Origin of the sequence: Gallaecimonas mangrovi (genome assembly GCF_003367375.1) — a bacterium.
GTDB lineage: Bacteria > Pseudomonadota > Gammaproteobacteria > Enterobacterales > Gallaecimonadaceae > Gallaecimonas > Gallaecimonas mangrovi.
Map to the genome: position 1 here is coordinate 629,418 of NZ_CP031416.1, position 14,161 is coordinate 643,578.

Here is a 14,161-nt window from a genome sequence, read left to right on the forward strand (position 1 = left end):
AGCCGGCGCAAGCCGGCTTTTTTACTGTTGGCAGGATGTCTTTATCTGCTGCCGGTACTGGGCTATCTGCGCCGCTTTTTGCTCATCTGTTAGCACTTCGTATTCCCCTTTTTCATTGACCATTCTCACCCGGTCAAAGGTAGTGAGGGTCTTGAGGTTTTCCTGGGCTTTAGTACAGGCCTCTTTCATCCGCGCGGCAAGGTTTGCTAACTGGCTATCTTTACCTGGCTCGGTGGCAGGTGTTGCCAGTGCTGAAGCAGGTGGCGACGGCGGTGTAGAACTGGGCTTAGGGGCATTGATATGCACCGCAGTGGCGTTAATGCCGGGCGGTGGCTGCTGTGAAAAATGCACATTGCCTTTATTGTCCTGCCAGCGGTAAACCACATTGGCATCTTTATCGTCCTTGCTTGCCGCTGTAGCACCGGCAGTAAAAATCAACGCAAATAACAAGCTGAGCCGAAACATGTTTTGCTTCTCCTGCTGTCTTTGGGGCCATCCAGACCCTGTGATATCTTTAAAGTCTAAACCGTTCCGGCAATGCCAAGCGAGATTTCGACAATGAGTGAGCTTCAGCGCAGCAAAGGCATTTATTTACTGCCCAATCTATTTACTACCGCGGGTCTCTTTTCGGGGTTTTATGCGGTGATTGCCTCTATGCAAGGGCACTTTACTGCCGCCGCCGTAGCCGTGTTTGTGGCGATGGTGTTCGACAGCTTCGATGGCCGTATTGCCCGTATGACCAATACCCAAAGTGCTTTTGGGGCTGAATACGATTCCATGGCCGACATGGTGTCTTTCGGGATTGCGCCGGCATTGGTGTCTTATAACTGGGCGCTGTCTGACCTTGGCAAGGTCGGCTGGTTAGCAGCCTTTATCTATGCGGTGGGGGCGGCGCTGCGTTTAGCCCGCTTTAACACCCAGGTTGGTATCGCCGATAAACGTTATTTCCAGGGGCTTGCTAGTCCAGCTGCCGCGGCCATTGTGGTAGGGCTGGTTTGGGTTGGCAGCGACTTTGATATTAAAGGTGCTAGCGTGTCTTGGCTGGCCGGGTTGGTGACCCTGCTTTGTGGCCTGTTGATGGTCTCTAACTTCCGTTACCCATCCTTTAAAGAATTTGATTGGAAGGACAAAGGCTCCTTCCTGGCCATTCTGATTGTGATTGGCATTTTAGTCGTAGTGGCGCTGCAGCCGCCGTTGGTACTTTTTATTGCCTTTACTCTTTATGCGCTCTCTGGCCCCGTTATTACCTTCAGAACGGTTAAAGAGTTCAAAATGGAGCACGTGGTAGGTGACAACAACGATGCTGATTTTGAGTGTGAGAAAGGCAAAGAAGAGCAACCACCAAAAGAATAAGCTTATAAATTCAGCAAAAAGGGCCGTTTTCGGCCCTTTTTGCTTATTTACTCAGCAGTCGGTTTTTTCCGGTGATTTTAGCCGTTGACACCCTCGCTCAGATCGCTAGAATGCGCAGCACTTCGACGGGGACAGCGGCAGACGCAACAACCACGAAGGGCCTTGAAAACCCAGGGTTGACAAGGTCAGAGGCTCATGTAGAATGCGCCTCCTCGTTCGGAAGAACGACGCTCTTTAACAAGATAATCCAAGTAATCTGTGTGGGCACTCGCAGATGGGTAGGCTCAAAAAATTGAGAACTACTCAATGACTGTGAAGTGTTCAACACTTCAGCAATTCATTGAGCATCAAACACTTTTAATTGAAGAGTTTGATCATGGCTCAGATTGAACGCTGGCGGCAGGCCTAACACATGCAAGTCGAGCGGTAACATTTCTAGCTTGCTAGAAGATGACGAGCGGCGGACGGGTGAGTAAGACGTAGGGAGCTGCCTGATAGTGGGGGATAACCATTGGAAACGATGGCTAATACCGCATGATGTCTACGGACCAAAGAGGGGGACCTTCGGGCCTCTTGCTATCAGATGCGCCTACGTAGGATTAGCTAGTTGGTGAGGTAACGGCTCACCAAGGCGACGATCCTTAGCTGGTTTGAGAGGATGATCAGCCACACTGGGACTGAGACACGGCCCAGACTCCTACGGGAGGCAGCAGTGGGGAATATTGGACAATGGGGGCAACCCTGATCCAGCCATGCCGCGTGTGTGAAGAAGGCCTTCGGGTTGTAAAGCACTTTCAGCGAGGAGGAAAGGTTGTAGCTTAATACGCTGCAGCTGTGACGTTACTCGCAGAAGAAGCACCGGCTAACTCCGTGCCAGCAGCCGCGGTAATACGGAGGGTGCAAGCGTTAATCGGAATTACTGGGCGTAAAGCGCACGCAGGCGGCTTGTTAAGTTAGATGTGAAAGCCCCGGGCTTAACCTGGGAATTGCATTTAAGACTGGCAGGCTAGAGTCTTGGAGAGGGGGGTGGAATTTCCGGTGTAGCGGTGAAATGCGTAGAGATCGGAAGGAACATCAGTGGCGAAGGCGACCCCCTGGCCAAAGACTGACGCTCAGGTGCGAAAGCGTGGGGAGCAAACAGGATTAGATACCCTGGTAGTCCACGCCGTAAACGATGTCAACTTGGGGTTTGTGTTCTTGAAACGTGGATCCCGGAGCTAACGTGTTAAGTTGACCGCCTGGGGAGTACGGCCGCAAGGTTAAAACTCAAATGAATTGACGGGGGCCCGCACAAGCGGTGGAGCATGTGGTTTAATTCGATGCAACGCGAAGAACCTTACCTACTCTTGACATCCAGAGAATTTTGCAGAGATGCATTAGTGCCTTCGGGAGCTCTGAGACAGGTGCTGCATGGCTGTCGTCAGCTCGTGTTGTGAAATGTTGGGTTAAGTCCCGCAACGAGCGCAACCCTTATCCTTTGTTGCCAGCACGTAATGGTGGGAACTCAAAGGAGACTGCCGGTGATAAACCGGAGGAAGGTGGGGACGACGTCAAGTCATCATGGCCCTTACGAGTAGGGCTACACACGTGCTACAATGGCGCGTACAGAGGGAAGCGAGCTAGCGATAGTAAGCGGATCCCAAAAAGCGCGTCGTAGTCCGGATCGGAGTCTGCAACTCGACTCCGTGAAGTCGGAATCGCTAGTAATCGTGGATCAGAATGCCACGGTGAATACGTTCCCGGGCCTTGTACACACCGCCCGTCACACCATGGGAGTGGGCTGCACCAGAAGTAGATAGCTTAACCTTCGGGGGGCGTTTACCACGGTGTGGTTCATGACTGGGGTGAAGTCGTAACAAGGTAGCCGTAGGGGAACCTGCGGCTGGATCACCTCCTTACTAAAAGAGACTGCCAGCTGTTGCAGTGTCCACACAGATTACTTGGGTTAAGGGTAAGAGCGAATACAAGTGTGGGTCTGTAGCTCAGCTGGTTAGAGCGCACCCCTGATAAGGGTGAGGTCGGTGGTTCAAGTCCACTCAGACCCACCACACTTTATGGGGCTATAGCTCAGCTGGGAGAGCGCCTGCTTTGCACGCAGGAGGTCAGCGGTTCGATCCCGCTTAGCTCCACCATAATTGATGTCCCCTTCGTCTAGAGGCCTAGGACACCGCCCTTTCACGGCGGTAACAGGGGTTCGAATCCCCTAGGGGACGCCATCAATTGTGGGGGTATTCGCAAGAAGAAATGCCTAAGTTAAGTGACAGCACTTACCTTAGGCTTTTTTAAGCCTGTTCTTTAACAATTCGGAAAGCTGATATAACACTGCAAATTTAAAGAGACTCTCATTTTTTATTTGAGCGTCCGGCGAAAAAACCAGGTGTTAGTCACATACAGCTTAATGTCGTTAACGTCGATATTAAGGTTCGCGCAAGCGAAACCCTTAGGGGTTGTATGGTTAAGTGACTAAGCGTACAGGGTGGATGCCTAGGCAGTTGGAGGCGATGAAGGACGTGCTAATCTGCGATAAGCATTGGTGAGGTGATAAGAACCGCTTGAGCCAATGATTTCCGAATGGGGAAACCCACTTGCATAAGCAAGTATCGTTACCTGAATACATAGGGTAACGAGGCGAACCGGGAGAACTGAAACATCTAAGTACCCCGAGGAAGAGAAATCAATTGAGATTTCCTCAGTAGCGGCGAGCGAACGGGAAACAGCCCAGTGTGTTTATCAGTGTTTGTCATAGTGGAAGGCTCTGGAAAGTGCCGCGATACAGGGTGATAGTCCCGTACATGAAATGGCAAGCATTGTTGCACACGATGAGTAGGTCGGGACACGTGGTATCTTGACTGAATATGGGGGGACCATCCTCCAAGGCTAAATACTCCCAACTGACCGATAGTGAACCAGTACCGTGAGGGAAAGGCGAAAAGAACCCCGGCGAGGGGAGTGAAATAGAACCTGAAACCCTGTACGTACAAGCAGTAGGAGCACCTTCGGGTGTGACTGCGTACCTTTTGTATAATGGGTCAGCGACTTATATTTTGTGGCGAGGTTAACCGAATAGGGGAGCCGTAGGGAAACCGAGTCTTAACTGGGCGTCCAGTCGCAAGGTATAGACCCGAAACCCGGTGATCTAGTCATGGGCAGGTTGAAGGTGCCGTAACAGGTACTGGAGGACCGAACCCACTACTGTTGCAAAAGTAGGGGATGACCTGTGATTAGGGGTGAAAGGCCAATCAAACCGGGAGATAGCTGGTTCTCCTCGAAAGCTATTTAGGTAGCGCCTCGGACGAATACCTTGGGGGTAGAGCACTGTTTGGGCTAGGGGGTCATCCCGACTTACCAAACCCATGCAAACTCCGAATACCCAAGAGTACTATCCGGGAGACAGACAGCGGGTGCTAACGTCCGTTGTCAAAAGGGAAACAACCCAGACCGTCAGCTAAGGTCCCCAAGTCATAGCTAAGTGGGAAACGATGTGGAAAGGCTTAGACAGCTAGGAGGTTGGCTTAGAAGCAGCCACCCTTTAAAGAAAGCGTAATAGCTCACTAGTCGAGTCGGTCTGCGCGGAAGATGTAACGGGGCTAAGCTATGCACCGAAGCTACGGGTTCACACTATGTGTGAGCGGTAGAGGAGCGTTCTGTAAGCCGTTGAAGGTGTGTCGGGAGGCATGCTGGAGGTATCAGAAGTGCGAATGCTGACATGAGTAACGTTAATGGGGGTGAAAAACCTCCACGCCGGAAGACCAAGGGTTCCTGTCCAACGTTAATCGGGGCAGGGTGAGTCGGCTCCTAAGGCGAGGGCGAAAGCCGTAGTCGATGGGAAACAGATTAATATTTCTGTACTTCTATGCAATGCGATGGGGGACGGAGAAGGCTAGGCAGGCATGGCGTTGGTTGTCCATGTGAAAGTGCGTAGGGAGGTAGCTTAGGTAAATCCGGGCTGCTAATTCCGAGACACGAGACGAGTGACTACGGTCACGAAGCTGTTGATGCCACGCTTCCAGGAAAAGCCTCTAAGCTTCAGTTGCATAGGAACCGTACCCCAAACCAACACTGGTGGTCAGGTAGAGAATACTAAGGCGCTTGAGAGAACTCGGGTGAAGGAACTAGGCAAAATAGTACCGTAACTTCGGGAGAAGGTACGCTCTTGATTGTGAAGGACTTGCTCCGTAAGCAGTTGAGAGTCGCAGTGACCAGATGGCTGGGACTGTTTATCAAAAACACAGCACTGTGCAAACTCGAAAGAGGACGTATACGGTGTGACACCTGCCCGGTGCCGGAAGGTTAATTGATGGGGTTAGCCGTAAGGTGAAGCTCTTGATCGAAGCCCCGGTAAACGGCGGCCGTAACTATAACGGTCCTAAGGTAGCGAAATTCCTTGTCGGGTAAGTTCCGACCTGCACGAATGGTGTAACCATGGCCATGCTGTCTCCATCCGAGACTCAGTGAAATTGAACTCGCTGTGAAGATGCAGTGTACCCGCGGCTAGACGGAAAGACCCCGTGAACCTTTACTACAGCTTGACACTGAACATTGAGCCTACATGTGTAGGATAGGTGGGAGGCTATGAAACACGTACGCCAGTATGTGTGGAGCCAACCTTGAAATACCACCCTTGTATGTTTGATGTTCTAACTTCGGTCCCTTATCGGGATTAAGGACAGTGTCTGGTGGGTAGTTTGACTGGGGCGGTCTCCTCCTAAAGCGTAACGGAGGAGCACGAAGGTTGGCTAATCCTGGTCGGACATCAGGAGGTTAGTGCAATGGCATAAGCCAGCTTAACTGCGAGACAGACACGTCGAGCAGGTACGAAAGTAGGTCATAGTGATCCGGTGGTTCTGAATGGAAGGGCCATCGCTCAACGGATAAAAGGTACTCCGGGGATAACAGGCTGATACCGCCCAAGAGTTCATATCGACGGCGGTGTTTGGCACCTCGATGTCGGCTCATCACATCCTGGGCTGAAGTCGGTCCCAAGGGTATGGCTGTTCGCCATTTAAAGTGGTACGCGAGCTGGGTTCAGAACGTCGTGAGACAGTTCGGTCCCTATCTGCCGTGGGCGTTGGATGATTGAGAGGGTTGCTCCTAGTACGAGAGGACCGGAGTGAACGAACCTCTGGTGTTCGGGTTGTCACGCCAGTGGCACTGCCCGGTAGCTAAGTTCGGAATTGATAACCGCTGAAAGCATCTAAGCGGGAAGCAAGCCTCGAGATGAGTCATCCCTGAGACTTCGAGTCTCCTAAAGGGTCGTTCAAGACCAGGACGTTGATAGGCTGGGTGTGTAAGCGTAGCGATACGTTGAGCTAACCAGTACTAATTGCCCGTGCGGCTTAACCATACAACACCCAAAGGGTTTTGGTGGACGCCAAGTAAGGGTGAGACCTCTTAAAAGTGTTACATCAGCTTTAATCCGAATTGATAAGTTGGCTCATTGAGCGGACTTAAATGAATTCGCCTGGCGGCAATAGCGCTGTGGAACCACCTGACTCCATTCCGAACTCAGAAGTGAAACGCAGTTGCGCCGATGGTAGTGTGGCATTCGCCATGTGAGAGTAGGTCACTGCCAGGCACCTAATACGAAACGCAAAACCCCCGACCGAAAGGCCGGGGGTTTTTGCATTTGGGCTACGCTCGGCACCGATTTTCCCAATCGCTCCCGACGATTGGGTCGCCATGTGATAGCAGGTCATCATCTCTAAATCCCAGATATGCATAGAGTTAACACACCATAATTCATATCTATCCTTTCTTTGCTCCTGAAATTCTACCATGCAGGCCATTACCTTATGGTTTCGCTATTTTTGATACCTATAATAGCGTCAACTATTATTTTTTTAACTTAATGATAAGTAAAGGATTTTTTGCCTTTCTGGGGGTGTTTGGCTTACATTGAAAGCCAGTCTTACAAGTGGAGATGCAGTAATGAACGATATCGACCAGAGAATTAAGTTGGCTGTGGCGCGTCTTACATCACATGAGTTTTCGTTACCTGAGATCCGATCCATGCTGCCAGATGTTGACTCAAGAGCACTGCAGTTAAGATTGGATCAACTTTACCGGGTATCAATTCTAGGCCCCACAGGCTTTTGGGACCGTCGCTTTCCTCCAGCACAAATTCCTTCGAGAAATCCAATGGGATGGAGAAACCGGTAAAAAGAAGGGCTTCATTCAGCCCTCCTTTTTATTAGCTGGTAACAGCCCCCTGGTTTTCGTTATGGGTTAATTGGTAGTACTTGACACTCTACGTTTTAGGGTTGTGAGACTTAACTACTGGGAGAACTCACCCTTCTTGAGCCACCTATTAGCTCACAAGAATGGGCTCACATCCCTGGAGTCAGTAAATTCACTGTATTCTTTGTCACACTTTGGTGACTGTTATCGTCTTATGGCTAAAATCCAGTGGAGCAGGTCCCTTCTCCGCTTCGAACGAAACGGGCTCAGGTACGTAGCGCGAAGCGGTTAGCCCAAATACACGCGGCGTATTTCATTACTGCTTAGCGATAGACCAACCGGCATTTTGTATCGAATAAATTTTAATTTTTTGACGCACTACCTTGTTGTCAAAAGGATTAATGTTCTTGTCGCCATTTCCTCTACTACACTGATTGAGCACCGTTATGAGGAATGGACAATGCAGTTAAAAGAGTTTTTTGATAAACCCCATCTGCTTCCTAATATTCCTGAAATTGTTCAGGATCTGATTGCTACTTTTAATGACCCCGACCCGGATATGAACCGCATTGTCACCGATCTGAGCCAAGATCCGGTGCTGTCAGCGAAGGTATTAAGGCTCGCGAACTCGTCCCGGTTTGGCGGGGTTCGTGAAATCGCCTCGGTTAAGGAAGCATCAATTCGGCTTGGCCTGGAAAGGTTACGTACCTTGGTGATCGCCTCTGGCCTTATTTCGGCAACCGACTCCATTCCGGGGTTGGATTTACAGGCGTTCTGGAAGAAGAGCTTTCAAACCGCAGAGGTTTGCCGTCAGTTAGCGGTTTCGGCAGGGTTACCGGCAGAGCAAGAGTTCACCTGCGGCATGCTGCACGACTTAGGTTTGCTGCTGCTGGTTGTGGTGGACCCAAAAGAGGCCGATGACATCATGGCGCTTAGTGCCAGACAAGGGCGCCTACAGGCCGAAAAGTCGGTGTTGGGTTTCACTTCCGCTGAAATTGGCGCTGAACTGGCTCGGCGTTGGCATTTTCCTGAGCCGGTAGTAACGGGCCTGCGCGAACAATTCTCGCCGATGCAACACACCAAACTGAGCCCTGAAGCGGGGCTGATTTTCCTCAGTACTTGGTTGTTAGAGAGGCATGAATTACCTAAAGATCCACCGCCATCCTGGCCACAACCTTTAGCCAGTAAGCTCGGTTTAGAGTGGGCGGCCCTTGTTACCGCCAAAGAAGCGGTTGAACGGAACGGCAGTCCTTTTATGGCGGCAGTATAAAAAGGAAGCAAACAACTGGTTTTGGAGCGAAAAGCCCTTTACCTCTAAGCCCGAGTCGCTATAATGGCAACCGCTTTACAGGGGCGTAGTTCAATTGGTAGAGCGTCGGTCTCCAAAACCGAAAGTTGGGGGTTCGAGTCCCTCCGCCCCTGCCAAATCAAACGAAAAAGCCTGCTCATTTGAGCAGGCTTTTTTGTATCTCAAGCTAGCTTCGGCTAATGTCCTTTTCCTTAGCATTGTGAGCTTTTACACTGGTAGCTTCGCAACTGGGAACTTGTCCATTGGATTATCTAACCGAACTGGGATTGGTAAGATACCGCCCGAAGTCAGCACAAGAAACGCCCTTGTTAGGGGTGAGCTTCCCATTGACCGATGACAGCCGGGCATTTTGCCAAGCGGTTGCTGACGCCATGGCTTTCACGCTGGTAGAAAAGGCGGTTGGCCTGCATTGGGGCCCCGGTGGCGACATTGCAATTGACCCCCAGCAATGCCTTAATTCGGCCTCCTTTAAACGCCAACTCTGGCAGCAGCTTTATCCGCATTATGACGCTCAGCACAGCAACTGTTGACGACCTGGCCAAGCTGGCGTTAATTGAGGCAACTCAGCAGTATCCTTGGACCGATAAGCAATTGGCGAGCTGCTTTGGCGGCGGCTACCGGGTGCGGCTTTTTTGCCAGCAGCAACAGCCGCTGGCCTTTAGTATTTGCCAGCGGGTGCTGGACGAAACCACGCTTTTTAATATCTGCGTATTACCTGATTGTCGTGGCCAAGGGCTAGGGCAGCAGTTAATGGCAGACCTTATTGCTGAAGCAAAGGCGGCCGGGGATAACGCCATTTTTTTAGAAGTCAGGGCCAGTAATAGTGCTGCAATTAGGCTTTATCTTCGCCACGGCTTTAAAGAAGTGGGCCGACGCAAAGGCTACTACCCCTGCGTGCAAGGCCGTGAAGACGCGCTGGTGATGTGTCTGGCACTAACTGCGCCTTAATTACTCGCTTCTGTCTTTAGCTCTGTTTAGAAGCGGCCCGGTACAGGGTATAATCCGCGGCTTGTGTTTTGACAGTTGGTGAGTAGCTCATGTCCATCCCTGCCGAGGTTGCCAAACGCCGCACCTTCGCCATTATCAGTCACCCCGATGCCGGTAAAACCACCATCACCGAGAAGGTGCTGCTGTTCGGGCAGGCACTGCAAAAGGCTGGTACCGTAAAAGGCCGTGGTTCGGGCCAGCATGCCAAGTCTGACTGGATGGAAATGGAAAAAGAGCGGGGTATTTCTGTTACCACCTCGGTGATGCAGTTTCCCTATCGCCAGAGCCTGGTAAACCTGCTGGACACCCCCGGTCACGAAGACTTCTCGGAAGATACCTATCGTACCCTGACCGCTGTCGACTCCTGCCTGATGGTGATTGACTCAGCGAAAGGTGTTGAGGACCGGACCATCAAACTGATGGAAGTGACTCGCCTGCGTGATACGCCCATTCTGACCTTCATGAATAAATTGGACCGTGATATTCGCGACCCAATGGAACTGATGGACGAAGTGGAAAGCGTGCTTAAAATTCGTTGCGCGCCCATCACTTGGCCCATTGGTTGCGGTAAAGGCTTTAAGGGCGTTTATCATATCGCCAACGATGAAATCATTCTTTATAAATCCGGCCAGGGTCACACCATCCAGGAACGGCGGGTGATTAAAGGCCTGGATAACCCCGAACTTGAAGCGCTGCTGGGTGGCGACGCTCAAGAGTTACGTGACGAGTTAGAGCTGGTGCAAGGCGCGTCTAATGAATTTGAGCTGGACGCATTCTTAAAAGGTGAATTAACGCCGGTATTCTGGGGCACAGCCCTGGGCAACTTCGGGGTTGACCACATGCTTGACGGTTTAACCGACTGGGCGCCAACGCCGCAGCCGCGTCAAACCGACGAGCGTTTGGTAACCGCCAGCGACGATAACTTCTCCGGTTTTGTCTTTAAAATTCAGGCCAACATGGACCCGAAACACCGGGACCGGGTTGCCTTTATGCGTATCGTTTCCGGTAAGTACCAAAAGGGCATGAAAATGCACCACGTGCGCATCGGTAAAGATGTGAACATTGCTGACGCCCTGACCTTTATGGCCGGTGACCGTAGCGCCGTGGAAGAAGCCTACCCTGGCGATATCATTGGCCTGCATAACCACGGCACCATTCAAATTGGTGACACCTTTACCCAGGGCGAAAAAATGAAGTTCACTGGTATTCCGAACTTCGCCCCGGAATTGTTCCGCCGTATTCGCCTTAAAGATCCGCTTAAACAAAAGCAGCTGTTAAAAGGCCTGGTACAGCTTTCCGAAGAGGGAGCTGTGCAAGTGTTCCGCCCCATCGACAACAACGACCTGATTGTTGGCGCTGTCGGTGTGTTGCAGTTTGATGTGGTCGTGGCCCGCCTGAAAGCGGAATACAACGTTGAAGCCATTTACGAGGCTATCAACGTTGCCACCGCCCGCTGGGTTGAAGGTAAAGACTCGAAGAAACTGGATGAGTTTGAGCGTAAGTGCTCACTGAATCTGGCATTGGATGGCGGTGACAACCTCACCTACATTGCGCCCACCATGGTCAATTTGAACCTGACCCAAGAGCGTTACCCGGATATTATCTTTCATAAGACCCGGGAACACTAAAGGACAGCCCCGCGTAGCGGGGCTTTTTTTATGCTGATAGACAGCCATTGCCATATCGACTTTGACGAACTTGCGCCGGTAGCGCCGCTGTTAGCCCGCTGCCAGGCCCTTGGCATTGATGCCGTTGTGGTACCTGGGGTGAGCCTTGAGCACTTGCAGCGACCGCTGGCTCTGGCCAAAGCGTTTTCAATGGTGTGGCCAAGCGCCGGTTTTCATCCTTGGTATCTACCCGAAGATAAAGCCGCTTTGGGCGTCCTAACGGCCCTTGCGGTTGCTAACAAAGATAAGCTGGTGGCAATTGGTGAAGCCGGGCTCGATAAGTTTAAAGGCCCCGATGCTGCTACCCAGCAATGGTGGTTGGAGCAGCAGCTGCAATTAGCCATCGACCTCGATAAACCGGTTATCCTGCACAGCGTTGGCCGCCATGCCAGGCTGGTTGAAATCCTCAAACAATATCGTGGGATCCGTGGCGTTATTCACGCCTTCTCCGGTAGCGCCGAGCAAGCACTTGCCTTTGTGAAACTGGGGTTCTATTTGGGTGTTGGGGGTGTTATCACCAAAGCCGGTGCCCATAAAACCCGTAACGCCATCAAAGCTGTTCCCAGCCAACATCTAATGCTAGAAACCGACGCGCCTGCCATGCTGCCCGAAGGGGTGGCGGGCGAATATAACAGCCCTGAGAATTTACCCTTTATTCACAAGGCGTTATCTGAAATGCTGCAAATCGACGAAAAAGCGCTGGCACAGATCCTGACCGCTAACACCCAGCGCCTCTTTTGCGGCCGCGAAACGGGATAAGCGTCAAGAAAAACGCCCGTCCCTTGCTGGGCAAGCTAGGCCCTTTCGCTATAATGCGCGCCTACCTGTTCATCAGTAACAGGATAATTAAAAAGCTTTTGAGGAATGGTGGCTTCATGAATATTTTGATGGGTGTAGTGGGGATAGTTGCCCTGCTAGCCATCGCAGTGCTGTTGTCTGACAACCGCAAAGCGATCAATTGGCGTACCGTAATTGGTGCCTTTGCAATTCAGGCAATCATTGCCGCTTTTGTACTCTATATTCCCTTTGGTAAAGACGTGCTGACCGCCGTTTCCAACGGTGTACAAAGCGTGATTGATGCCTGCCAAGCGGGTATCGACTTTCTGTTTGCCGGCTTAGTTTCCGACAAAATGTATGCTCTGTTCGGTGGTGGTGGCTTTGTCTTTGCACTGCGGGTGCTGCCGGTTATCGTTTTCTTCTCGTCCCTTATCGCCGTGCTTTATTACCTTGGCATCATGACCTGGGTTATCAACATCATTGGTGGCGGGTTACAAAAAGCCCTGGGCACATCGCGCCCCGAGTCGCTTTCTGCCACGGCCAATATCTTCGTTGGCCAAACCGAAGCGCCGCTGGTGGTTCGCCCCTTTATTGCCAAAATGACCCAGTCTGAGCTGTTCGCCATTATGGTAGGCGGTGTCGCTTCTGTGGCCGGTTCGGTTATGGCGGGTTACGCACAAATGGGGATTGAGCTTAAGTACTTGATTGCCGCCTCGTTTATGGCCGCACCCGGTGGCCTGCTAATGGCCAAAATCATGAAGCCGGAAACCGAAAAAGCCAACCAGAACCTAGAGCAAGTGCTGGAAGATGACGAAGAGCAGCCCGCTAACGTGATTGATGCGGCGGCAACCGGTGCCTCTGCCGGTATGCAACTGGCCCTTAATGTCGGGGCAATGCTGCTGGCCTTTATCGGTTTGATTGCCCTGGTTAACATCATTATGGGCGGTATCGGTGGCTGGTTTGGTTATGGCGACAGCGACGTTAAGGCGGCCTTCGCGGCGCTGCAAAATAGCGCCGCTGCCGACCACTTTGCCGCCTTTATTGGCGCGGTGGCTGACACTGCTAAGCTGCCGGTAAATGACGTGGCCAGTCATATCACCAGCATCGACAGAGAGGTGCTTGCCAAAGCGGTTAATGCCAGCTTGGCCAGTTTCCAAGGTGGTGCCCATGATGCCGCCACCCAGCTTTTAAACGCCGCTAATGAAAAGGTGTCGTTGCAGATGCTGCTGGGCTACGTGTTCGCGCCTATTGCCTTTTTGATTGGTGTACCTTGGCATGAAGCCATTACGGCCGGGTCCTTCATTGGCCAGAAATTGGTGCTGAACGAGTTCGTGGCCTACGTGGCTTACCTCAAAGAAGCGGCGCATTTATCCACCCATACCCAGGCGATTGTTACCTTCGCTCTGTGCGGTTTCGCTAACTTCTCATCTATCGCCATTTTGCTTGGCGGTTTGGGCGGTATGGCTCCCACCCGGCGCCAGGATATTGCGCGGATGGGGTTAAAAGCGGTTATCGCCGGTTCCTTATCTAACTTAATGAGTGCCACCTTGGCCGGTTTGTTCCTGTCATTGGGTACTTTCTAACAGCAGCCAAGCTGCTAATTAAAAAGGGGCTTTTGCCCCTTTTTTGATTGGTTTTAAGTTAATACTTACCCTCTAGCAAGGGCGCCTAATGGCGCCCTTGCATTTCATTGCGCATAGCCAGATGCCGTCCGGCTTTATTTCGGCACTTCATTTCGGCACCTCGCACCAATCTATGCCCAAGGCTGTCATTCTGGCATACTCCTTTAGCCCGTAAGGGCCATCATTAATGGCGAGGGAAAATGGATTTTCCGATACCTGTCTACAATCTTCACGGAACCAAGTCCGCCCCTGTGCCTGCGCTGCAGGCG

Annotated in this window: 8 protein-coding genes, 4 tRNA genes and 3 rRNA genes; 14 read left to right on the forward strand and 1 reads right to left on the reverse strand. The window is 51.6% G+C overall.

Annotation, left to right across the window (positions count from 1 at the left end):
* Positions 1-21 precede the first annotated feature (21 nt).
* Positions 22-465 carry a DUF4124 domain-containing protein gene (locus DW350_RS02985; protein ID WP_115717425.1) on the reverse strand — a complete coding sequence of 148 codons (444 nt, stop codon included), beginning with the start codon at positions 463-465 and terminating at the stop codon, positions 22-24.
* A 93-nt stretch (positions 466-558) separates the two neighbouring features.
* On the opposite strand from DW350_RS02985, the gene pssA reads away from it, so the two are divergent.
* From pssA to DW350_RS03055, 14 genes are all read left to right on the forward strand, one after another.
* On the forward strand, positions 559-1,353 hold the full coding sequence (gene pssA, locus DW350_RS02990; RefSeq protein ID WP_115717426.1) for a CDP-diacylglycerol--serine O-phosphatidyltransferase: 795 nt from the start codon (positions 559-561) through the stop codon (positions 1,351-1,353).
* A 358-nt stretch (positions 1,354-1,711) separates the two neighbouring features.
* Positions 1,712-3,251, forward strand: a 16S ribosomal RNA gene (locus DW350_RS02995).
* A 73-nt stretch (positions 3,252-3,324) separates the two neighbouring features.
* Positions 3,325-3,401: transfer RNA gene (locus DW350_RS03000), tRNA-Ile, on the forward strand.
* Positions 3,402-3,409: 8 nt separating this feature from the next.
* A tRNA-Ala gene (locus DW350_RS03005) sits at positions 3,410-3,485 on the forward strand.
* Between the two features lie 8 nt (positions 3,486-3,493).
* A tRNA-Glu gene (locus DW350_RS03010) sits at positions 3,494-3,569 on the forward strand.
* Between the two features lie 237 nt (positions 3,570-3,806).
* Positions 3,807-6,697, forward strand: a 23S ribosomal RNA gene (locus tag DW350_RS03015).
* Between the two features lie 116 nt (positions 6,698-6,813).
* Positions 6,814-6,928: ribosomal RNA gene (gene rrf, locus DW350_RS03020) — 5S ribosomal RNA — on the forward strand.
* Together the 16S, 23S and 5S rRNA genes with 3 tRNA genes alongside form the textbook arrangement of a ribosomal RNA operon.
* 1,062 nt (positions 6,929-7,990) lie before the next feature.
* Entirely contained in the window at positions 7,991-8,800 is an 810-nt protein-coding gene (locus tag DW350_RS03025; protein WP_115717427.1) for an HDOD domain-containing protein, read from the forward strand.
* Between the two features lie 79 nt (positions 8,801-8,879).
* Positions 8,880-8,955: transfer RNA gene (locus DW350_RS03030), tRNA-Trp, on the forward strand.
* A gap of 126 nt (positions 8,956-9,081) precedes the next feature.
* A complete protein-coding gene (locus tag DW350_RS03035; RefSeq protein WP_152032928.1) occupies positions 9,082-9,369 on the forward strand; it encodes a hypothetical protein in 288 nt (95 codons plus the stop codon).
* A complete protein-coding gene (gene rimI, locus DW350_RS03040) occupies positions 9,344-9,787 on the forward strand; it encodes a ribosomal protein S18-alanine N-acetyltransferase (protein WP_115717429.1) in 444 nt (147 codons plus the stop codon). The genes DW350_RS03035 and rimI overlap by 26 nt, the downstream gene beginning before the upstream one ends.
* An 89-nt stretch (positions 9,788-9,876) precedes the next feature.
* The gene (gene prfC / locus DW350_RS03045) at positions 9,877-11,454 is read left to right on the forward strand and encodes a peptide chain release factor 3 (RefSeq protein WP_115717430.1); all 1,578 of its coding nucleotides are present in this window, start codon (positions 9,877-9,879) and stop codon (positions 11,452-11,454) included.
* A 30-nt stretch (positions 11,455-11,484) separates the two neighbouring features.
* Positions 11,485-12,252, forward strand: coding sequence for a TatD family hydrolase (locus DW350_RS03050; protein WP_115717431.1), 768 nt, complete (start codon positions 11,485-11,487; stop codon positions 12,250-12,252).
* A 128-nt stretch (positions 12,253-12,380) separates the two neighbouring features.
* A complete protein-coding gene (locus DW350_RS03055) occupies positions 12,381-13,853 on the forward strand; it encodes a NupC/NupG family nucleoside CNT transporter (RefSeq protein ID WP_336406996.1) in 1,473 nt (490 codons plus the stop codon).
* The last annotated feature ends 308 nt before the right edge of the window (positions 13,854-14,161 follow it).